19 protein-coding genes are annotated in these 21,445 nt (G+C 53.7%); 10 read left to right on the top strand and 9 right to left on the bottom strand.

From position 1 onward, the window contains the following. Nucleotides 1-12: 12 nt before the first annotated feature. The 3 genes from phrB to LC431_RS03080 all read right to left on the bottom strand — a co-directional run bounded on the left by phrB (nucleotide 13) and on the right by LC431_RS03080 (nucleotide 2,806). Entirely contained in the window at nucleotides 13-1,443 is a 1,431-nt protein-coding gene (gene phrB / locus LC431_RS03090; protein WP_223509246.1) for a deoxyribodipyrimidine photo-lyase, read from the bottom strand. 21 nt (nucleotides 1,444-1,464) lie between these two features. Then, nucleotides 1,465-2,418, bottom strand: coding sequence for a DUF523 and DUF1722 domain-containing protein (locus tag LC431_RS03085; protein ID WP_112151674.1), 954 nt, complete (start codon nucleotides 2,416-2,418; stop codon nucleotides 1,465-1,467). Between the two features lie 181 nt (nucleotides 2,419-2,599). Then, nucleotides 2,600-2,806 (bottom strand): YbfA family protein, encoded by a 207-nt coding sequence (locus LC431_RS03080; RefSeq protein WP_013576456.1) that lies wholly within the window; start codon nucleotides 2,804-2,806, stop codon nucleotides 2,600-2,602. 409 nt (nucleotides 2,807-3,215) lie between these two features. On the opposite strand from LC431_RS03080, the gene LC431_RS03075 reads away from it, so the two are divergent. Genes LC431_RS03075 through kdpE form a run of 6 tightly spaced genes read left to right on the top strand, consistent with a single transcriptional unit; the run spans nucleotide 3,216 to nucleotide 11,117 of the window. Then, entirely contained in the window at nucleotides 3,216-3,305 is a 90-nt protein-coding gene (locus LC431_RS03075; RefSeq protein WP_071823630.1) for a K(+)-transporting ATPase subunit F, read from the top strand. Beyond that, the gene (gene kdpA, locus LC431_RS03070; protein WP_013576457.1) at nucleotides 3,306-4,994 is read left to right on the top strand and encodes a potassium-transporting ATPase subunit KdpA; all 1,689 of its coding nucleotides are present in this window, start codon (nucleotides 3,306-3,308) and stop codon (nucleotides 4,992-4,994) included. A 43-nt stretch (nucleotides 4,995-5,037) separates the two neighbouring features. Then, nucleotides 5,038-7,104: a potassium-transporting ATPase subunit KdpB gene (gene kdpB, locus LC431_RS03065; protein ID WP_013576458.1), complete on the top strand. Its 2,067-nt coding sequence runs from the start codon at nucleotides 5,038-5,040 to the stop codon at nucleotides 7,102-7,104. A gap of 33 nt (nucleotides 7,105-7,137) precedes the next feature. Beyond that, nucleotides 7,138-7,716 (top strand): potassium-transporting ATPase subunit KdpC, encoded by a 579-nt coding sequence (gene kdpC / locus LC431_RS03060; protein WP_173362110.1) that lies wholly within the window; start codon nucleotides 7,138-7,140, stop codon nucleotides 7,714-7,716. A gap of 18 nt (nucleotides 7,717-7,734) precedes the next feature. Further along, a complete protein-coding gene (gene kdpD, locus LC431_RS03055) occupies nucleotides 7,735-10,431 on the top strand; it encodes a two-component system sensor histidine kinase KdpD (protein ID WP_037037073.1) in 2,697 nt (898 codons plus the stop codon). Beyond that, nucleotides 10,428-11,117 (top strand): two-component system response regulator KdpE, encoded by a 690-nt coding sequence (gene kdpE, locus LC431_RS03050; protein ID WP_013576461.1) that lies wholly within the window; start codon nucleotides 10,428-10,430, stop codon nucleotides 11,115-11,117. The genes kdpD and kdpE overlap by 4 nt, the downstream gene beginning before the upstream one ends. On the opposite strand, the gene LC431_RS03045 is transcribed toward kdpE, so the two are convergent. The 3 genes from LC431_RS03045 to seqA all read right to left on the bottom strand — a co-directional run bounded on the left by LC431_RS03045 (nucleotide 11,107) and on the right by seqA (nucleotide 14,229). Further along, entirely contained in the window at nucleotides 11,107-11,823 is a 717-nt protein-coding gene (locus LC431_RS03045; protein ID WP_013576462.1) for a PadR family transcriptional regulator, read from the bottom strand. The genes kdpE and LC431_RS03045 overlap by 11 nt on opposite strands. A gap of 183 nt (nucleotides 11,824-12,006) precedes the next feature. Continuing rightward, nucleotides 12,007-13,650 carry a phosphoglucomutase (alpha-D-glucose-1,6-bisphosphate-dependent) gene (gene pgm / locus LC431_RS03040; protein ID WP_013576463.1) on the bottom strand — a complete coding sequence of 548 codons (1,644 nt, stop codon included), beginning with the start codon at nucleotides 13,648-13,650 and terminating at the stop codon, nucleotides 12,007-12,009. A 24-nt stretch (nucleotides 13,651-13,674) separates the two neighbouring features. Beyond that, a complete protein-coding gene (gene seqA, locus LC431_RS03035; RefSeq protein WP_037037064.1) occupies nucleotides 13,675-14,229 on the bottom strand; it encodes a replication initiation negative regulator SeqA in 555 nt (184 codons plus the stop codon). A 241-nt stretch (nucleotides 14,230-14,470) separates the two neighbouring features. On the opposite strand from seqA, the gene ybfF reads away from it, so the two are divergent. Then, a complete protein-coding gene (gene ybfF / locus LC431_RS03030; RefSeq protein WP_131638939.1) occupies nucleotides 14,471-15,253 on the top strand; it encodes an esterase in 783 nt (260 codons plus the stop codon). A gap of 261 nt (nucleotides 15,254-15,514) precedes the next feature. Continuing rightward, nucleotides 15,515-15,796 carry a LexA regulated protein gene (gene ybfE, locus LC431_RS03025; protein WP_015690259.1) on the top strand — a complete coding sequence of 94 codons (282 nt, stop codon included), beginning with the start codon at nucleotides 15,515-15,517 and terminating at the stop codon, nucleotides 15,794-15,796. A gap of 76 nt (nucleotides 15,797-15,872) precedes the next feature. On the opposite strand, the gene LC431_RS03020 is transcribed toward ybfE, so the two are convergent. Continuing rightward, nucleotides 15,873-17,537 carry a methyl-accepting chemotaxis protein gene (locus LC431_RS03020; protein WP_223509245.1) on the bottom strand — a complete coding sequence of 555 codons (1,665 nt, stop codon included), beginning with the start codon at nucleotides 17,535-17,537 and terminating at the stop codon, nucleotides 15,873-15,875. A 421-nt stretch (nucleotides 17,538-17,958) separates the two neighbouring features. Between LC431_RS03020 and fldA the strand changes: the two genes are divergently transcribed. Together fldA and fur are read left to right on the top strand one after the other, a co-directional pair. After that, nucleotides 17,959-18,486 (top strand): flavodoxin FldA, encoded by a 528-nt coding sequence (gene fldA, locus LC431_RS03015; protein WP_013576468.1) that lies wholly within the window; start codon nucleotides 17,959-17,961, stop codon nucleotides 18,484-18,486. Between the two features lie 312 nt (nucleotides 18,487-18,798). Further along, entirely contained in the window at nucleotides 18,799-19,254 is a 456-nt protein-coding gene (fur, locus tag LC431_RS03010) for a ferric iron uptake transcriptional regulator (protein ID WP_013576469.1), read from the top strand. A 128-nt stretch (nucleotides 19,255-19,382) separates the two neighbouring features. On the opposite strand, the gene chiQ is transcribed toward fur, so the two are convergent. Together chiQ and LC431_RS03000 are read right to left on the bottom strand one after the other, a co-directional pair. Continuing rightward, nucleotides 19,383-19,718: a ChiQ/YbfN family lipoprotein gene (chiQ, locus tag LC431_RS03005; protein ID WP_165497401.1), complete on the bottom strand. Its 336-nt coding sequence runs from the start codon at nucleotides 19,716-19,718 to the stop codon at nucleotides 19,383-19,385. 13 nt (nucleotides 19,719-19,731) lie between these two features. Beyond that, complete coding sequence (locus tag LC431_RS03000) at nucleotides 19,732-21,102, bottom strand: OprD family outer membrane porin (protein ID WP_223509244.1); 1,371 nt, start codon at nucleotides 21,100-21,102, stop codon at nucleotides 19,732-19,734. Between the last annotated feature and the right edge of the window lie 343 nt (nucleotides 21,103-21,445).

Here is a 21,445-nt window from a genome sequence, read left to right as displayed (position 1 = left end):
GAGAGAGTAAAGTCAGTCTGACCGGTTTTTTGCCGCCTCAAACGCCGCGAGCGTGTCTTTTCTCGCCTGCGCGTGATCAATAACCGGCAGCGGGTAGTCTAGCACGCGATGATGTTTTTCCGCCCAGCGATGCGGTTGATGAATGTCTCTTTCCGGCACATCCGCGAGTTCAGGCACCCAGGCTTTGATAAAGCGTCCGGCTTTATCAAAACGTTCGCCCTGTGTCGTCGGATTGAAAATACGAAAATACGGCGCGGCGTCAGTACCCGTCGAAGCACCCCACTGCCAGCCGCCGTTGTTGGCGGCCAGATCACCATCCAGAAGTTGCGACATGAAATAGCGTTCGCCTTCACGCCAGTTGATCAGTAAATCCTTCACCAGAAAACTGGCGACAATCATACGCAGACGGTTATGCATCCAGCCCGTCGCATTCAGCTGACGCATAGCCGCATCTACAATCGGATAACCGGTTTTCCCGTCTTTCCACGCCTGCAAATCATCGGGCGCATGACGCCAGCGCACGTTGTCAGTCCATGCAACGAACGGCTGATGTTTGCAAAGTTTCGGCCAGGCGACGATCAGATGGCGGTAAAACTCGCGCCACACCAGCTCATTCAGCCAGCCGAACGCGCCGCCGTCGGTTTTCTCCAGCACGTCCGGGCATTCAGCGCGCAGGCGGTTCAGACACTGGCGCGGCGAAAGCACGCCAATGGCCAGATACGGCGAAAGCGAACTGGTGCCGTCGACCGCCGGTAAATCACGTTGTTCGAGGTAATCCTGCACCTGTTCACGACAAAAACTGCGCAGCTGGTTACGCGCGGCTTCCTCGCCAATCGCAAAATGATCGCCGATATCCGCAAGCGGATAATCGAACGGCATCAGCCGGTGTGTCACCACTTTTTCAGCATTTTCTCGCGCCTGTGGCGCAGGCAGCGAGCGGCTGTCAGATTCGGTCAGGCGGGATAAAAACGCGCGGCGAAAAGGCGTATAAACCTTGTACATTTCATTATTGCCGGTCATTACCGACCCCGGCGGCAGCAGCAGACTGTCGTCAAAAGCGTGGCAGATGACCGATTCACTGACCGCGTTCTCCAGCGCCGCATCACGCTGACGCTCGTTGAACTCATACTGTTTGTTATAAAACAGCGCATCCACTTTTTCGGTTTTGCAGAAATCTTTCAGCCACGTCACGCTGTCGGCAAAATCATCACACTGGTGGTAATGCAGACCGATGCCACGCTCAGCCAGCGCATGCTGTAACGCCTGAAGATGTTGATAAATAAACATCGCCTGCCGCGGTGCCATTTCATGTCGTTTCCACTGTTCAGGCGTGGCAACAAATACGGCAATAACACGCGCCTGCGGGTCTTCACAGGCGGCATGCAACGCGCGATTGTCGGTTATCCGCAGGTCATTACGGAACCAGACTAAATGCGTGGTCATATTTTCCCTTTTATATCCGTATTAATGTCCGTATCGAAGTTTTAAAGCTTCCGGATAAGGCTCGAAATAACGCTGGTCAGCCAGATAGGCATCCGGGTATTCCGACATGTAATGTTTGAGCAAGGTGATCGGCGCCAGCAACGGCTGCATGCCCTGGCGATAGCGGTCGATCAGGCCCGCAAGTTCCTGACGCTGCGGCGAACTCAGCTGTTTGCGGAAATACCCCTGCACATGCATCAGCACGTTGGTGTGATTGCGGCGCGTGGCTTTGTGGAGCAACAGGTTCATCAGCCGTAACCGGTATTCAGTGAAGTAGTCCTCAAGGGAATCCCACTCTGCCATCGCAGCCACAAAGCGCCCCAGCTCACGATATTCCGGCTGAGAATGGGCCAGCAAAATGAGTTTATAACGGCTGTGAAATGCCATCAGTTTGCCGCGCGTCAGGCCACTTTCGCGAAGCTGGTTCAGTTCAAACAGCGCAAAAACGCGCTCAACAAAATTCTCCCGCAGCACCGGATCGTTTAACCGGCCATCTTCTTCCACCGGCAACCACGGATGCTGTTTCATCAGCTCGGCGGTATACATCCCGATACCGGCTTTTTTGGCATCTTTACCGTTAGCGCTGTACACCCGCACCCGCTCCATCCCGCAGCTCGGGGATTTTGCACAGACGATATAACCGCAAAGGCCGGTCAGCGGCGCCACGCGTTTTTCGGCGTAACTCTGCATCTTTTCGGTGACGTCGATGCTCTCGTCATTGCTGAAACGCATCACGATACTGTCATCCATTTTCACCAGACGCAGTGCAGGACGCGGCGTCGGTAAGCCTATCGCCATTTCCGGGCAGATCGGCTCGAACCGCACATAAGGCGCCAGTTGCTCTACGGCAAACGCCAGACGTTTATGCCCGCCATCAAAGCGGACATTTTCACCCAGCAGGCATGCACTGATACCAATCGGAATTGTTTTCGTCATTGTCGGCGCCTTGTGTCCCAGAAAGGAAAGTAAGAGGTGGCATTGATTCATCACCCTTATGTATAACTTTAGCACAAGTTATACATAAAAATAATATTGTACAGGTTTATCGACAGGCAATAAAAAACCCCGCGGGGAACGGGGTTTCTGGCGCCTCCCCTTCGCAGGGGAGAGAGCTAAATCAGTAAAAGTCTTGGGTCGCCATCTCGGCATGACTCAGCCATACCGGCTTATCGCTGGTTTTCATCCAGACGCGGTGTAAATAGCTGTAAAAACGGGCGCGGTCAGCGCGGAACAGCATAACCGGCAGGGCCAGAACACCGGCAGCGATAACAAAAGCGCGGCGGGCCAGTATGCGGGTCATTGTGTATGGCGTGTAATCATTCATCGCGTTGCTCCTGTGCAATTTGCAAAGTTTTCGGAAACTGTAAGTTGTGAAAAATATACTGCAATTGATGAAATTTTACTACTCATCTGACCACTTTAAAGTGTAAATTTTCGCCAATTTTGGCCTGTTGCTGTAATTGAGTTACAAAATGGTTAAATAAATACGTAACCCAGGTTAACCACCAATTCCTAAGTCATTGGAGTAACAGCAAGGCAGCAGGCGAAAGCATCCCGATGAGCGGACTCAGGTCAGTGATTCGGGTTAGTGAGCGCAGGTAACGCCGCTGTGGCTTTAAGGACGAAGGAATTTTTATACTTTTTTTACACGCAGGAACGCTTTCTTTTCAGGATCTTTTCCCGCCTTTCCTTATTCTCGCCACAACATAAAAACACACCTGTGGAGGTGGATTGTGAGTGTTGGCGTAATCTGCGGCGCATTACTGGTTCTTCTGCTGCTCGGCTATCTGGTTTATGCCCTGCTGAATGCGGAGGATTTTTAAATGGCTGCAACCGGATTCTTACTGATTGCCAGTTTTATGCTGGTGCTTTTGCTGCTGGCAAAACCACTGGGTAACTTTATTGCTCAACTGATTGAAGGACAGCCCGGCGCATTTATTCAGCGCATAGAAAACGGTGTTTTACGCACGTCTGGCAGCAGCAATGCTGAAATGAACTGGTGGCAGTATGCACTGGCGATCATGGTATTTAACATTCTGGGCATTATCGTGCTGATGGCGCTGCTGATGGCGCAAGGCGTATTGCCGATGAACCCGCAGCATTTCGGCGGATTGTCATGGGATCTGGCCTTTAATACCGCAGTGAGTTTCGTGACCAACACCAACTGGCAGGCTTACAGCGGCGAAAGCACGTTGAGCTATCTCAGCCAGATGGTCGGGCTGACTGTGCAAAACTTCCTCTCCGCAGCGACCGGTATCGCCGTGGCGTTTGCCCTGATCCGCGCCTTTGCACGCCCTTCAGCACACACCATCGGCAATGCCTGGACGGATTTATGGCGCATCACACTGTATCTGCTGCTGCCGGTGGCTTTCCTGCTGGCACTGTTTTTCGTCAGTCAGGGTGTACTGCAAAACTTCGAAGCGTACCAGCACATCACCACACTGGAAGGCCTGCAACAGACCTTACCTATGGGGCCGGTGGCTTCGCAGGAAGCGATCAAAATGCTCGGCACCAACGGCGGTGGCTTCTTTGGTGCTAACTCTGCCCATCCGTTTGAGAACCCGACCGCACTGACCAACATGGTGCAGATGCTGGCGATCTTCATTATCCCTTGTGCCTTGTGCTTCGCTTTTGGCCGCGTGGTCGGCGATAACCGTCAGGGGCACGCGCTGGTCTGGGCGATGTCGGTGATTTTCGTGGTGTCGGTCGTGGTAGTGATGTACGCCGAGCTTAAAGGCAATCCGCACTTCATAGCACTTGGTGCCAGCAGCAATTTTAATATGGAAGGTAAGGAAAGCCGCTTCGGCATTCTGGCCTCCAGCCTGTACGCCGTCGTCACTACGGCGGCCTCGTGCGGTGCGGTCAACGCCATGCACGATTCCTTTACGGCACTCGGCGGTATGGTGCCGATGTGGCTGATGCAGATTGGCGAAGTGGTGTTCGGCGGCGTGGGTTCCGGTCTGTACGGCATGCTGCTGTTTGTACTGCTGACGGTGTTTATCGCCGGGCTGATGATTGGCCGTACACCGGAATATCTCGGTAAGAAAATCGACGTTTACGATATGAAGATGACCGCGCTGGCAATCCTGGTGACACCGACGCTGGTGCTGCTCGGCACGGCACTGGCGCTGGTCACCGACGCCGGTCGCGCAGGCATTTTAAACCCCGGCGCGCACGGATTCAGTGAAGTGCTGTATGCGGTGTCTTCCGCCGCCAATAACAACGGCAGTGCGTTTGCCGGGCTGAGCGTCAATACACCGTTCTACAACCTGTTGCTGGCAGCCTGTATGTTCTTCGGCCGCTTCGGCGTCATCATTCCGGTGCTGGCGATTGCCGGTTCTCTGGTGATGAAAAAACGCCAGCAGGCAGGCAACGGCACGTTGCCGACATCCGGCCCGCTGTTCATCGGTCTGCTGGTCGGTACCGTGTTGTTAGTCGGTGCACTGACCTTTATTCCGGCGCTGGCGCTGGGACCGGTGGCAGAACATTTGCAGGTCTGGTCAGCACAGTAATGCTGCGTAACTCGTTGAACTGATGAATATAGAGACTAAAAAGATGAGTCGTAAACAACGTGCGTTATTTGAACCCCGTCTGATCCGCACTGCCCTGCTGGATTCGGTGAAAAAACTGGATCCCCGTGTTCAGTGGCGCAATCCGGTGATGTTCGTGGTGTATCTGGGCAGCATTCTGACCACACTGATCTGGCTGGCAATTCTGCTGCACCGGACCGACGGCAGCGCGGCTTTTACCGGCAGCGTGTCGCTGTGGCTGTGGTTTACCGTGCTGTTCGCCAACTTCGCCGAAGCACTGGCGGAAGGCCGCAGCAAGGCGCAGGCGCAGAGCCTGAAAGGCGTGCAGAAAACCAGTTGGGCGAAAAAAATCTACGAACCACGCCCTGAATCGCCGGTGATTAAAGTCGCCGCCGATACCCTGCGCAAAGGCGATTACGTGCTGATCGAAGCAGGCGATACCGTGCCATGCGACGGTGAAGTGCTGATCGGCGGTGCGTCGGTGGATGAAAGCGCCATTACCGGTGAATCTGCGCCGGTGATCCGCGAATCCGGCGGCGACTTCTCCTCGGTCACCGGCGGGACGCGCGTCTTGTCAGACTGGCTGGTGGTCGAATGTTCGGCGAACCCAGGCGATACCTTCCTCGACCGTATGATTGCGATGGTCGAAGGTGCGAAACGCCGCAAAACGCCAAACGAAGTGGCGCTGACGATTTTGCTGGTGGCGCTGACGCTGGTGTTCGTGCTGGCTACCGCCACGCTGTATCCGTTCTCGCTGTTCAGTGTTGACGCCAGTCACGCTGGTATTCCGGTGACTGTCACCGTGCTGGTCGCCCTGCTGGTGTGTCTGATCCCGACCACCATCGGCGGTTTGCTGTCGGCGATTGGCGTGGCGGGTATGAGCCGCATGCTGGAAGCGAACGTCATCGCCACCAGCGGCCGTGCGGTGGAAGCCGCCGGTGACGTGGATGTGCTGCTGCTGGATAAAACCGGCACCATCACGCTCGGTAACCGCCAGGCATCGCAGTTCCTGCCCGCGCCGCAGGTGACGGAACAGGAACTGGCCGATGCCGCGCAGTTATCCTCTCTGGCTGATGAAACGCCGGAAGGCCGCAGTATTGTGGTGCTGGCGAAGCAGCGCTTTAACCTGCGTGAACGCGATATTCATTCGCTGAATGCAACCTTCGTGCCCTTCTCCGCGCAAACCCGCATGAGCGGCGTCAACGTCGGTGACCGCAGCATCCGTAAAGGGGCGGTTGACGCTATCCGTCGCCATGTGGAATCCAACGGCGGTACCTTCCCGAAAGCCGTCGAGGGGCTGGTGGAAACCGTGGCGCGTAAAGGCGGCACGCCGCTGGTGGTAGCAGAAGGCGCTAAAGTACTGGGCGTGGTTGAGCTGAAAGATATTGTCAAAGGCGGTATCAAGGAACGCTTTGCCGAGCTGCGCAAAATGGGCATTAAAACGGTGATGATCACCGGGGATAACCGCCTGACCGCCGCCGCGATTGCCGCCGAAGCGGGCGTGGATGATTTTCTGGCGGAAGCCACACCGGAAGCCAAACTGGCATTGATTCGTCAGTATCAGTCAGAAGGTCGTCTGGTGGCGATGACCGGCGACGGTACCAACGATGCGCCGGCGCTGGCACAGGCCGATGTCGCGGTGGCGATGAACTCCGGGACGCAGGCAGCGAAGGAAGCCGGGAACATGGTCGATCTCGACTCCAACCCGACCAAGCTGATTGAAGTGGTGCATATCGGTAAACAAATGCTGATGACACGCGGCTCGCTGACCACCTTCAGTATTGCCAACGACGTGGCGAAGTATTTCGCCATTATCCCGGCGGCGTTCGCGGCAACCTATCCGCAACTCAATGCGCTGAACGTCATGCACCTGACGTCGCCGTCTTCGGCCATTATGTCGGCGGTCATTTTCAACGCCCTGGTGATTGTGTTCCTGATCCCGCTGGCGCTGAAAGGGGTGAGCTATAAAGCCATGAGTGCCGCCGCCCTGTTGCGCCGTAACCTGTGGATTTATGGTGCGGGCGGGCTGCTGGTGCCGTTTGTGGGTATCAAGCTGATAGACGTGATCCTGACCGTTTTACATCTGAGCTGATTTTTAAGGAAGACCATTATGTCCGTTACAAGAATGTCCTATGTGCGTCCGGCTCTGGTGATGACAGTTCTGCTGACGCTGGCAACCGGCGTCGTTTATCCACTGCTGACCACCGGCGTTTCAGAGCTGGTATTTCGCCCGCAGGCGATGGGTTCGCTGATTAAAGACAGCGGCAATAAAGTGATTGGCTCAGAACTGATCGGGCAGAATTTTACCCGTAATGATTACTTCTGGGGCCGTCCGTCCGTCACCTCCGATTCGCCGTATAACCCGATGGCGTCGGCAGGGAGTAATCTGGCGGCCAGTAACCCGGCGCTGGATCAGGCAGTGAAAGACCGCGTGGCAGCGCTGCGCAAAGCCAATCCGCAAAGCCCGGCAACGGTGCCGGTGGATCTGGTGACCAGCAGCGGCAGCGGACTGGATCCGCAGATTTCAGTGGAAGCGGCACAATGGCAGGCTCCGCGCATTGCTGCCGCACGCGGGCTGCCACTGGCGCAAGTGAATAAATTGATTGATGATAATACATCATCACCGCTGATTGGTTACCTTGGCCCCGACGTCGTTAATGTGCTCGGCCTGAATCAGGCGCTGGATGAACTGAAAACCCATTAACCAACCTCACAGGATGATATGACAGAAGATCGCCCCGATCCCGACAGCCTGCTGGCGCTCGCCAACGAGAAGCCACGCGGGCAACTGAAAGTCTTTTTCGGTGCCTGCGCGGGCGTCGGTAAAACTTTTGCCATGTTGCAGGAGGCGCAGCGCCTGCGCGCCACCGGCCTCGACGTGCTGGTTGGCGTGGTGGAAACCCACGGCAGGCAGGAAACACAGGCGCTGTTGCCGGGGCTTTCTCTGTTACCGCCGAAACGCATTCAACACCGCGGACGTCAGGTGCAGGAGTTTGACCTCGATGCTGCGCTGGCCCGCCGCCCTGCCCTGATCCTGATGGACGAACTGGCGCACAGTAATGCTGCCGGTTCGCGCCATCCGAAACGCTGGCAGGATGTCGAAGAGTTACTCGATGCCGGTATCGACGTATTTACCACCGTGAACGTTCAGCATCTGGAAAGCCTGAACGATGTGGTCAGCGGCGTCACCGGCATCATTATTCGTGAAACGGTTCCCGACCGCCTGTTTGATGGCGCCAGCGAAGTCGTACTGGTGGATTTACCCCCCGACTCCCTGCGTCAGCGCCTGAAAGAAGGCAAAGTTTATATTCCCGGTCAGGCCGAACGCGCCATCGAACACTTCTTCCGCAAAGGCAATCTGATTGCCCTGCGCGAGCTGTCCCTGCGTCGTACCGCCGACCGGGTGGACGATCAGATGCGCGAATATCGCGATGATCAGGGCATCAGCCGTGTCTGGCATACCCGCGATGCGCTGTTGCTGTGTATCGGTCACGGTGGCGGCAATGAGAAATTAGTCCGCGTCGCCTCCCGCCTGGCAGCGCGCCTCGGTTGCGTCTGGCACGCGGTGTATGTCGAAACCCCGCGTCTGCACCGTTTGCCTGAAGGTCAGCGTCGCGCCATTTTGCGTTCCCTGAAACTGGCGCAGGAACTGGGGGCAGAAACTGCCACGCTCTCCGATCCGCAGGAGGAACAGGCGATTTTGCGTTACGCCCGCGAACATCGTTTGGGCAAAATCATGACCGGCAGACGCCGTGAAAAGCGCTGGAAATTCAGCGCCAGTTTTGCTGATAAGCTGGCGGAAATCGCGCCCGATCTCGATTTAATCGTCGTCGGGCTGGAAGATGCACCGGTCACGCCCCTGCGCAAAGAGCAGGACTCGCGCACGTTTGCTGATCGCTTCAGTCGCCAGTTGTGGGGCTGTGCGCTGGCCGTGGCGCTGTGCGCGGTGATCACCGTGATGTCGCAATGGCTGGTGCCGACGTTCGATCAGGCCAATCTGGTCATGGTGTATCTGCTCGGCGTGGTGATTGTCGCGCTGTTTTATGGCCGCTGGCCGTCGGTGCTGGCGGCGGTGATTAACGTCATCAGCTTTGATCTGTTTTTCGTGCAACCCCGTGGCTCGCTGGCGGTGACTGACGCGCAATATCTGGTGACTTTCGGCGTGATGCTGACTGTCGGCATACTGATCGGGAACCTGACAGCAGGGGTGCGTTATCAGGCGCGTATCGCCCGTCACCGTGAAAAGCGTGCGCAGCATCTGTATGAAATGTCCAAAGGGCTGAGTCAGTCGCTGACGCCGGAAGCCATCGCACAGACCAGCCGCCACTTTATTTCTTCCAGTCTGAATGCCAAAACGGCCATTTTGCTGCCGCAGGAGAACGGTGAACTGGCGCAGCCTGCGGGTGAAATCACCTCGATTGTGGTGGATGACGCTATCGCCCGCTGGAGTTTCGACAAAAAATTGCCAGCCGGTGCGGGCACGGATACCCTGCCTGGCGTGCCGTACCAGCTTCTGCCGCTGATTGCATCCGGCGAATCACGCGGCCTGCTGGCGGTCGAACCGCCGAATATCCGTCAGCTGTTAGTGCCTGAACAGCAGCGTCTGTTGCAGACCTTTACCGTGCTGATTGCCAATGCGCTCGAACGTCTGCATCTGGCTGCCCGCGCGGAAACGGCACGGCTGGAAACCGAACGCGAACAACTGCGCAACTCGCTGCTTTCAGCGCTTTCCCACGATTTACGTACCCCACTGACGGTGCTTTTCGGGCAGGCGGAAATCCTCACGCTGGATCTGGCATCAGAAGGCTCGAAACACGCACCGCAGGCCAGCCAGATCCGCCAGCAGGTGCTGAGCACCACGCGGCTGGTGAATAATCTGCTGGATATGGCGCGCATTCAGTCCGGCGGATTTAATTTGCGCAAAGAGTGGCAGTCAGTGGAAGAAATCACCGGCAGCGCATTGCGGATGCTCGAACCCGTACTGGCGCACGACAACATCGAAATTGATTTGCCGAAGGAAATGGTGTTGGTTAACTGCGATGCCAGCCTGATTGAACGGGTGCTGATCAATTTGCTGGAAAATGCCCATAAATATGCCGGAACCGGTGCGACAATTGGCATTAAAGCCACGCCGCTGGATGAATGGCTGGAGATGGAAGTCTGGGATAACGGCCCTGGTATTCCGGCTGGCGCCGAGCACACCATTTTCGAAAAATTCGCCCGCGGTAATAAAGAATCCGCCATTCCGGGTGTGGGGTTGGGATTAGCGATTTGTCGTGCCATTATTGAGGTGCACGACGGACGGATCTGGGCGGAAAATGGCCCGAACGGCGGTGCGCGTTTTCGTTTCAGGCTGCCGCTCGAGGCATCGCCGGAGATGGAAAGTGACATGGAATCAGACATCGACGAGGTATCGTGAGCGCATCCCCGATAAATATTTTAATTGTTGAAGACGAAAAAGAGATCCGCCGCTTTGTGCGTACGGCACTGGAGGCGGAAGGCCTGCGGGTGTTTGAAAGTGAAACACTGCAACGCGGGCTGATTGAGGCCGGCACACGTAAACCGGATCTGGTTATTCTCGACCTCGGTTTACCAGACGGTGACGGCCTGACCTATATTCGTGATTTGCGCCACTGGAGCGCCATCCCGATTATTGTGCTGTCGGCACGCACCCGTGAGGAAGACAAAATTGCCGCGCTGGATGCCGGTGCCGATGATTTTCTCACCAAGCCGTTTGGCGTCGGTGAACTGCTGGCGCGGGTTCGTGTGGCCCTGCGCCGCCATACGGGCAGCGCGCAGGAAAGCCCGCTGGTGACGTTTTCTGATGTGACGGTAGATTTGATCAACCGGCGCGTACAGCGTAACGGTGATGACTGTCATCTGACGCCGATTGAGTTTCGTCTGCTGGCCGAACTGCTGGCGAACAGCGGCAAAGTCATTACTCAGCGTCAGTTACTGAGCCACGTATGGGGCCCGAATTACGTCGAACACAGCCATTATCTGCGCATCTACATGGGGCATTTGCGCCAGAAACTGGAAGCCGACGCCACCCGGCCACGTCATTTACTGACCGAAACCGGCGTGGGCTATCGCTTTATGCCTTAGGTTCGTCAGTCTGCGGTTTGGTTTCGGCAAATTCGGCTTCCAGACTTTCTGCAGCCTGCTGCAAAATCGCACTCACCCGCACCACCTGTTCCGGCGTTAAATCCGCACGCATCATGTTACCGCGCAGTGCATGCCTCAGGCGGTGCATCGACTCATGAATGCCCTCTGCCAGGTTGTTTTCACGCGGACGCTGCGCGCCAGCCAGACGGGCAAAAATCACATCAACCACCGCCTGATGTTGCGCCAGTTCCACTTTACCGGCTTCGGTGATCTGATAACTTTTCCGGCCATTACCGGTGGCGACAGGCTCGAGGAAATCCTGCTCTTCCAGCAGCGTCAGCGTCGGATAAATCACGCCAGGGCTTGGTACGTAAAGACCTGACGATGCCTCTTCAATCGCTTTGATCAACTCATAACCATGGCTCGGTTTTTTCGCCACCAGCGCCAGCAGGACGCGGCGTAAATCACCGTGTTCGAACAGACGATGTACACCGCGCTCGCCACGACCACCCCGACGACCATCGCCACGCCCGCGATGTTCACGCCCTTCCTCACCCCGGTCTTCTCCACGATGACGGCCATCACGGCGTAACATGTGACGCTCGCTGTGATCACTGCGTTCTGATTCATGACGGCAATGGCCGCGATGCCCTTCTTCCCGGCTACCGTGACCGCGATGGCGGCCTTCAAACATTTTGCTAAACATAATTTATGTCCCATTTAGATATATCGAATTATTTCGATATATCTAAACTAGATCGGTTTTCAGAAACTGGCAAGCCGAAAAACGCATTTAGATAACTCTTTTTGATGTCTGAACTTCCGGCAAAAAATGGACAAAAAAAAAGCGCTGAATAATCAGCGCCTTTGATGAGAAGCAGAGAACGGCTTATTTAGCGTCGGCAAGCACTTTGCTGACGATTTCTACCGCTTCTTTCTCGATTTGCTCACGGTGTTCAGCACCGAGGAAGCTTTCACAATAAATCTTGTAAGCTTCTTCTGTACCGGACGGACGGGCCGCGAACCAGCCGTTTTTGGTCATCACTTTCAGGCCGCCGATGGACGCGCCGTTGCCCGGTGCGTTGGTCAGACGGGCGGTGATCGGGTCACCGGCCAGCGTGTCGGCTTTCACCTGTTCAGGAGAAAGTTTAGACAACGCGGCTTTCTGCGCATGAGTCGCAGGTGCCTGAATACGGTTGTAGCTTGGTGCGCCAAAGCGGGCAGCCAGCTCATTGTAATGTTCCTGCGGGTTCTTACCGGTAACGGCAGTAATTTCCGCCGCCAGCAGGCACATGATGATGCCGTCTTTGTCGGTAGACCACGGCGTGCCGTCGAAACGCAGGAAAGAAGCCCCTGCACTTTCTTCGCCACCAAAACCGAAGCTGCCGTCAAACAAACCATCAACGAACCATTTGAAACCAACCGGCACTTCCACCAGTTTACGGCCCAAATCTTCCACCACGCGGTCGATCATCGCACTTGAGACCAGCGTTTTACCGACGGCAACGTCTTTGCCCCACTGCGGACGGTGCTGGAACAGATACTGAATCGCCACCGCCAGATAATGGTTCGGGTTCATCAGACCCGCAGGCGTCACGATACCGTGACGGTCATAGTCAGGATCATTAGCAAAGGCCAGATCGAATTTATCACGCAGCGCCAGCAGACCCGCCATTGCGGATTCGGACGAGCAGTCCATACGGATCACGCCGTCGTGGTCGAGATGCATGAAACGGAAAGTCTGATCGACTTCATCGTTCACCAGCGTCAGATCCAGTTTGTAATGCTCCGCGATGCGTTTCCAGTATTCGATACCGGAACCGCCGAGGGGATCCACACCCAGTTTCAGACCCGCTTTCTGAATCGCAGCCATATCAACGATGTCGGTCAGCCCTTCGATAAACGGCTGAACCAAATCTTTCGCTGTCAGATGACCACTTTTCCACGCCAGATCCAGAGACTGACGTTTCACACCTGTCAGTTTCGCGGCCAGCAATGCGTTAGCACGTTTCTCAATCACGGAGGTCAGGTTGGTATCCGCCGGACCGCCGTTGGTCGGGTTATATTTGATGCCGCCATCTTCCGGTGGGTTGTGCGAAGGCGTGATGACGATGCCATCCGCCAGCGCGCCGCCGTTACGGTTATGCGTCAGAATGGCGTGAGACACAGCCGGTGTCGGCGTAAACCCGTTGTTTTCCTGAACAATGACATCAACGCCATTGGCGGTCAGCACTTCCAGCACGGAAATAAACGCCGGTTCAGACAACGCGTGCGTGTCTTTACCCACGTAGCATGGCCCGGTGGTGCCCTGCTCTTTACGCACTTCGGCAATCGCCTGAGCAATCGCCAGAATATGCGCTTCATTAAAGCTGTGACGCAACGCGCTACCGCGATGGCCGGACGTGCCGAATTTCACAGCATGCGCCGTGTTTGCCGGATCCGGTTGCAGAACGTAGTACTGTGACGTTAACTGCGCCACATTGATCAAATCGCTTTGCTGAGCAGGTTGCCCTGCACGGGGGTGATTAGCCACTGGCGCTTCTCCCTTACGCTGAAATTAAAGGGTGCCGCAAACTTTGTCAGTCAGTTCCGTCGGGAACTGCATGAGCTGCATGATGTGTTCAATCATGCTGCGTTTACGACCTGTGTTGGTATTCGTAATAACCCAATACGGCGTTCCGGGAACGTGTTTAGGCTTGGTATGAATGCCGTTTTGCAGCAAGGTTTGCTGGTCACCGGCAAAGTAAGTCCGCGTGCGCCCGGTCAGAGAGTCGGTCGCCGTCGCAAATTCTTTAGGGTTCAGGGTATACAAGGTCGAGAGGATCAGCATAAAACGGTTAACCGCTTTAGTCTGTTCTGCGTATTCGTCGGACAGCAACAGTTCACGAACGGCGCGGACTTTATCACGCGACGTCGGTGCGGCGGCGGCGGCAGGTTTTTCCTGCGCGACAGTTCCGGCGATAACAGAAGTGGTCACTGGTACGGCAGGAGCGGTCTGACCGGCAGTAAACTTCAACATACGGCGTAAAATATCAGACGCACTTTCACCGATTGCTTGCGTGTGGCTGGCAATGTAGCGGTAGAGTTCTTCGTCAACCTCAATAGTTTTCATCTTTATCCAGTACTGTTTTTCTACTTAATTCATTCGAAAGGATTATACAAATTTCTACGCAGTAACAAACAGAGGAATTGCGCCGCGAAGTAAAATCCAGACAACTTCCCGATTTTGCTGCATGCAGGCTCCGGCCCGTTCTGCTCCTGGTAGTCAAATCCCGCTCAGGCATCTGGCAGAAACTTTCTGTTTTAAAAAATTATCCGCAAGTCATGATAACCTAATGAGATTGTTTATCTGTATGAACTTCTCTATGAAATTACATTATCGCCTGCAAGAATCTGAAGTCGCTGACAGCACTGCACTGCCGGTTTTGCTCATCCACGGATTGTTCGGCACCCTTGATAATCTGGGCATTCTGGCCCGGGACCTGAGACAACAGCATAACGTGTTACAGGTGGATTTGCGTAATCACGGCCAGTCAGGACGTTCTGATGAAATGTCTTACGCCGCCATGGCGCAGGATTTAGTGGAAACGCTGGAAGCTGTTGGTTTCCAAAAAGTCATTGTGATCGGCCATTCAATGGGTGGGAAAGCGGCGATGGCGTTGACGGCACTGATCCCCGACCGTATCGAAAAGTTGATCGCCATTGATGTCGCGCCGGTGGATTATCACGTGCGTCGCCATGATGAGATTTTTGCGGCGATTAATGCCGTGACCGAGGCAGGACTCCGCGACCGTACCTCCGCTACCGAATGTATGCGCACGTATATAAAGGAAGACGGCGTGATCCAGTTCCTGCTCAAATCATTCCAGCAGGGAGAATGGCGCTTTAACGTGCCGGTGCTGCTCAGTGAATACGAAACTATTACCGGCTGGGAAGACGTGCCTCCGTGGGATCACCCGGCGCTGTTTATCCGTGGCGGGCTATCGCCGTATGTGCAGGATGAATATCGCGACGCGATTGCCCGACAATTTCCGCAGGCCAAAGCGCATGTGGTGGCGGGAGCCGGTCATTGGGTGCACGCGGAAAAACCCGATGCAGTACTGCGCGCGGTGCACCGTTTCATCGATGCGGCCTGAGGTTTAACATCCTGGGGATAAATTGTGCAAAAAGTCTGCACAACTTAAGAAGTTATCATGAAATCAGGGTAATCAGGCGTTGTGAACCCCTGGTGCGCCAGTGTATGATTGCGCGCTATAATTTTGCCGCCCCGTTTACTCACAGTGAGTCGCGGGAGGTGAATTGGGTCAGGGTTTCTTAGCCCGAAATGTGTGAAACGCTCGTCAGGAACCGGCTTGCGGTTTTCCGATGTAAAAACTTCCCTGGTTGTACCGCTACCTATGGCAAAAGAACAACTGGATCGCACGACGATTGATCTGTTCGCAGATGACCGTCGTCCGGGGCGTCCAAAAACAAATCCGCTATCCCGTGATGAACAGCTCAGGATCAATAAGCGCAACCAGTTACGCCGCGATAAAGCGAGCGGCCTGCGTCGTGTGGAGCTGAAAATGAATGCCGATGCTGTTGATATGCTCAATAAGCTGGCAGAAGAACGCAATATCAGTCGTAGCGAATTGATTGAAGAGATGCTGCTGTCGCATCTTAACGGTCATGAAGGCTGATTGAAAAGCGGGTAACCCTCTCAGGCTACCCGTTTGTTTTTTCTTACTTATTCCATATTAATTCACGTCTTCCTGCTCAGAACGTTTCCCAGTTTTCAGCACTTTTCGCCGAAAGCATGCTGGTATCCGGACGCAATAACGGTGCGGAAATTGACTTCCCCGGACGTGAACCGACGCTCGTCACGCTATCTTTAAGTTTGAACGTAGCAACGGCATTGTTCAGCAATGAAGCCTGCTCTTCCAGTGATACTGCAGCCTGCGACGCCTGTTCTACCAGCGCGGCGTTCTGCTGTGTGACGCTGTCCATTTCTGTGACGGCAACCGCCACCTGACTGATTCCTTTGCTTTGCTCATCGGATGCAGAGGCAATTTCCGCCATGATGTCAGTGACATGCGTAATTGAGCGCACCACTTCATTCATCGTATGACCGGCGTTTTCAACCAATTTCGAACCGCTGTCGACGCGGGAAACCGATTCGCTGATGAGCTGCTCGATTTCTTTCGCCGCCTGCGCACTGCGTTGTGCAAGATTGCGCACTTCGCTGGCAACCACTGCAAAACCGCGCCCCTGCTCGCCCGCACGTGCCGCTTCGACGGCAGCATTCAGCGCCAGAATGTTGGTCTGGAAAGCGATGCTGTTAATCACAGAAGTGATTTCAGCAATTTTCTTCGAGCTGCCGGAGATATCTTTCATGGTGCTGACCACGTCTGCCACGATGTTGCCGCCCTTCTGCGCGGTGGTGGAAGCCTCCATCACCAGCTGGCTGGCGTGATGCGCGTTATCGGCATTGTGTTTAACGGTAGCCGTCAGTTCTTCCATGCTGGCAGCGGTTTCTTCCAGCGCCGACGCCTGTTCTTCCGTACGGGAAGACAAATCGTTGTTCCCGGCTGAAATTTCTGACGCGCCCTGATAGATGTGATTGGTGCAGTTGCGGATGGTCTGAACGGTATTGACCAGGCTCAACTGCATCTCGTTCAGCAACGGAATCAGCTTACCGGCGCAGTTTTTACCGAATTCTTCCAGATAAAACGTCAGATCGCCGCTGGCGATCACCGCGAAGTGACCGCGGATTTTATCCAGCGGCTTCACCAGCGCCATCACCAGATAACGGTCAGTCAGCAATAAAATCACCAGCCCGATACCAAATGCCGTCAGCAGAATCACTTTGCTAAATGACGTCAGATGGGTGGATTGCCGTTGTGCCGCATCAAAATCGACAGCGATCTGACCGCTGACTTTTTCCATTGATGAGCCAAAGCTGCGGCTCAGTGCAGGCACGGTGGAATTGGCTAGCTGGTTATAGGACTCCGTATTTTTGCTGCGGGCTGCGTCGAACAATGGCGTGACGCCCTGCGTGATCAGATTTTCCCAACTGGTGATTAATTCCTGCACGGAGGAATCTTCCAGCCCCGGATGCGGTGCCGCTTTAAAACTGGCCAGAGCCTGCGTCAGCCCGCTGAGTGATTGTTTGGCGGTATCAAAAATTTCCGGACCTTTTGACGGATCGGCCTGAAGCTGTGCCACGGCGCGGCTCAGGCGCGTCACGGTACGAAAATACTGATCATTTCCTTTATTGATCAGCGCCATATTGTTGACCAGCTCGGTACTATTTTTGGTATTTTGGGTCAGTGTGTCCAGTGAGGTGACGGTGTAAAGGGAAACACCTGCCCACATGACGCAAAAGATGCCAAGAATGGTTAATAAAGCGGCCCTGATGGTGATATTTTTTAAAAACTGCACGATATGCCTCTCTCGAAACATGTCTGTTTCTGGCCTGAGGATTGACGGGGATGCGGAGAATCAAGACAGGTAACCAGCAGGCAAGTGCCCCAGGACATGTTTGAACACCTCTCCGGGCATCGATTTCTTTATTATGTTGAGATTGCTCCCGAATCATCTATCGGCGGAATGTTCTCGAAATTTAGTATTGTGACAACTTATTTCTCAAACTTGCTTTTGACCTCATTAACCCTGAGGTTAATTCGCCGCAGGTGAAAGCACACAAAGGCGATAACACATAAAAATATTGCCCGATAAACTTATTTCCCAGTTAAGAAGGCGAGCAGAAGCATATTCTCCGCCGCACGAGTTTGCTATCATCTGCATTATTATTGCCTGCGTTGCAGAGCACTTCATTGAGAACAAGAGGTTAGGTAATCTTATGGCCGTTGTAGGTATCTTCTTTGGATCCGATACAGGTAACACCGAAAACATCGCAAAAATGATCCAGAAGCAATTGGGTAAAGATGTTGCAGAGGTGCATGACATTGCGAAGAGCAGCAAAGAGGATCTGGAAAAATTCGATATTTTGCTTATCGGCATTCCAACCTGGTATTACGGTGAAGCGCAGTGTGACTGGGACGACTTTTTCCCAACGCTGGAAGAGATAGATTTCGAAGGTAAGCTGGTGGCACTGTTTGGTTGCGGTGACCAGGAAGACTACGCCGAATATTTCTGCGATGCGCTGGGCACCGTGCGCGATATCATTGAGCCACGCGGCGCAGTGATTGTCGGACATTGGCCTACCGAAGGTTACCACTTTGAAGCATCTAAAGGCCTGGCGGATGATAAGCACTTCATAGGACTGGCAATTGACGAAGATCGTCAGCCCGAACTGACCAGCGAACGTGTTGATGCCTGGGTGAAACAGATCACAGAAGAACTTAGCCTTTCTGAAATTATTGGCTAAAAACCCTGTTGGCCCTGAGGATTTATTCTACAATTGAAGGGCCAAACTATTACTGAAATTAACAATTTAACTGCTACAAAATTGTAACTTTCGGTCGTATCAAGGTACACTGAGTTCCTCTGTTTTTTCTATTGATCAAGTCGTTGCATTCCAAATGTGACCGGCAATTTGTGATCTTTATTAACAGGCTGTCGTTGACGAGAATTGGCACATTGCGTTAAACGAAGAGACTAAACGAATAATTTTGTGCCGCCGATGCCACAGGCTGCATGCCTCAACTTGATTAGCACATAGTAACAGGACTGAATCCGCATGACTGACAACAACACCGCACTGAAGAAAGCCGGCTTAAAAGTCACGCTTCCGCGCCTCAAAATCCTGGAAGTGCTGCAAGCGCCGGAAGGTCATCACGTTAGTGCGGAAGATCTTTACAAGCAACTGATTGATATGGGTGAAGAAATTGGCCTGGCGACGGTTTACCGCGTTCTGAACCAGTTTGACGACGCCGGTATTGTCACCCGTCATAACTTCGAAGGCGGCAAGTCCGTATTCGAACTGACCCAGCAACATCACCACGACCACCTGATCTGTCTGGATTGCGGTCGTGTGATCGAATTCCGTGACGAATATATTGAAGGTCGTCAGCGTGAGATTGCTAAGAAACACGGTATCAAGCTCACCAACCACAGCCTGTATCTGTACGGCCACTGTGAAGCAGGCGATTGCCGCGAAGATGACTCTTTGCACAACGATAAACCTGCGCAGTAATCTGCACAGGCTTTGACTAAATTAACCGCTGAAAAGCGGTTTTTTTATGTCTGATATCGACGCAGATTGAGCCCGGATAGCAGGCATAAAAAACCCCGGCAAGCCGGGGTATGTTTCGCTGCTGAGATTCACGGCTTAGGTGAATTGTTCGTTTTTATTTCCTGCCAGATTTTCCCGCAATCAGCAGCATATGCCTGACCGTCGCCAGTTTTACGCGCCGTCAGACATCGCTGATAATCCACCACGCGCACCGTCTCCTGTTCTGCAAATTGCTGGTGGGCTTTTTCCTGTTTCAGTTTATTCAGTAACACCTCGCAGGATGCCAGTTTGTCCGGATTGCCTTCTGACGTATTGATACAGGCACGGTAATCTTCCCGCGTTTGGGATATTTGTGCCTGATCGGCGGTGGGTGCACAACCGGCCAGCAGAACAACCGAAACCACGATCATCAGTAATTTATTCATCGACATAGCGACCTCAGAAAATAGTGAATGGAGCGATAACGATGAATTTCACGTCTTTTTCATCCTGGAAAATGTTGCCGTAACCGCCGCCCCAGCTCGGAATATCCGAATGGTTGTCGTACTGGGTGTAATGCAGTTTGAACAACGTCCCTTTGGCGCGCCCTTCCTGAATGGTGTACAGCGCATCCAGGCTCCATGCGCTTTCTTTCAGACGCTGGCTCTGGTCATAAGCGGCGTTGGTGCTCGGTTTGGCATCCCAGGCATAGACGTACGAACCACCGACCGCGAAGCCCGGTAAATCCCATTTCGCCAGATCATACAATACGCCTGCATATACTGCTTTTTCACCGTTGGCGTTGAAGTCCGAGCGGTTGTCCCACCACACATCAAGACGGCCGTTTGAGGAAGAATAAGTCGGGGTCATGCGCTGCAGGAAGTAGCCCTGATTCCCTTCCGCTTTCACCATCGTCCCTTCCAGACGCCAGTTAAACTGCCCGGTGGTATAGCCAAAGGTCAGTGCCTGCAACCATGCCAGACCGTCATACAGACTGTTCGGATCATTCTTGTCACTGATGCGGTCTTCTGCACCATAGAACTGATAGCTGGTGGTCAGCGGATTGCCCAGCAGATCCATTTTGTACGAGGCTTTAGCAAAGTACTGATCGACATAACTTTCAGCCTGGCCAAATGCGCCTTCCAGTACGAAGTCATTTTTAAAATCATATTTCGCACCGAGCGAATGAATATAAGAAACGCCGGTTTTCTTGTCATTCTGGCGGAAATCATCCATTTCCAGATGCCACGGCGATTTATATTCATCAGCCCACATATAGGAGAAACTCAGTTCACCCGGGTCACCGAAATCGTGTTTATAACCGGCTTCCGCACCGCGATACGTACCCGGCATAAAGCTCCAGTGCGGTGCGATCAGCGTCTGTCCGGTAGGCTGAATATACCCTGCGTGCCCCCAGAATCCGCCGTATTTGAATTTACCGGCTGCCTTATAAAGACTGACCCCACTTTTATCCCCGGAGTAATCTTCGTCGTAGGCGCGATTGCTGTTGGAAAAGGCGATTTCGTTGGGATGGCCGCTCTCGCTGCTCTCGGCCATTTCAATCGCCGTAAAGGCTGCGATATCAATACCAAACATGTCCCAGGCATAGCCGGAAGAAAAATCGAGGTTCAGGTTAGCGGTAGAATGCGAAAGGTTGGTTGTATAGTCTTTGTAGTGGTCACTCGCCGGATCCATGTCCTTGCGGTCACGTTCACGCTGCCAGTAGTACACACCGCCGGTCAGTGTGGAATCATCAATAAAACCGGCTGCTTTGGTCTCTTGTGAAAACATCATTCCGCCACCCAGTAAGGTGCCGGCGAGAGAATACATGGCAGGTTTCAGGTAAGCCGATCCCCTGCCCCTGTTACGGCGCTTGTGCATAGAGATTCCTCATGTTGACTAAAAAAACGAGCAAAACCCAAACGGGTATAAAAAGCGGTCGCCAGAGGCGTAACCGGTTAAATCAACATCAAGAGTATTTTTCGCGACGCGAATTATCAATGAGTAATTAATCATTAATTATCGAAATATGACAAAGTGCACATAAAGATGAAAAAGCATTACAGAGGTATGCAGGAAAGGATTAAAGCAATGGACTATAATAATATATAATTAAAACATACGATTAAACAAAATCATCTTACAGTTTAAACGTTTCAGCAATATGAACGGC

Origin of the sequence: Rahnella sp. GSA61A (genome assembly GCF_019969905.1) — a bacterium.
GTDB classification, from domain to species: Bacteria; Pseudomonadota; Gammaproteobacteria; order Enterobacterales; family Enterobacteriaceae; genus Rahnella; species Rahnella aceris.
The sequence above is the reverse complement of the archived record's forward strand: the minus strand, read 5'-3'. Positions and strand labels throughout refer to the sequence as shown.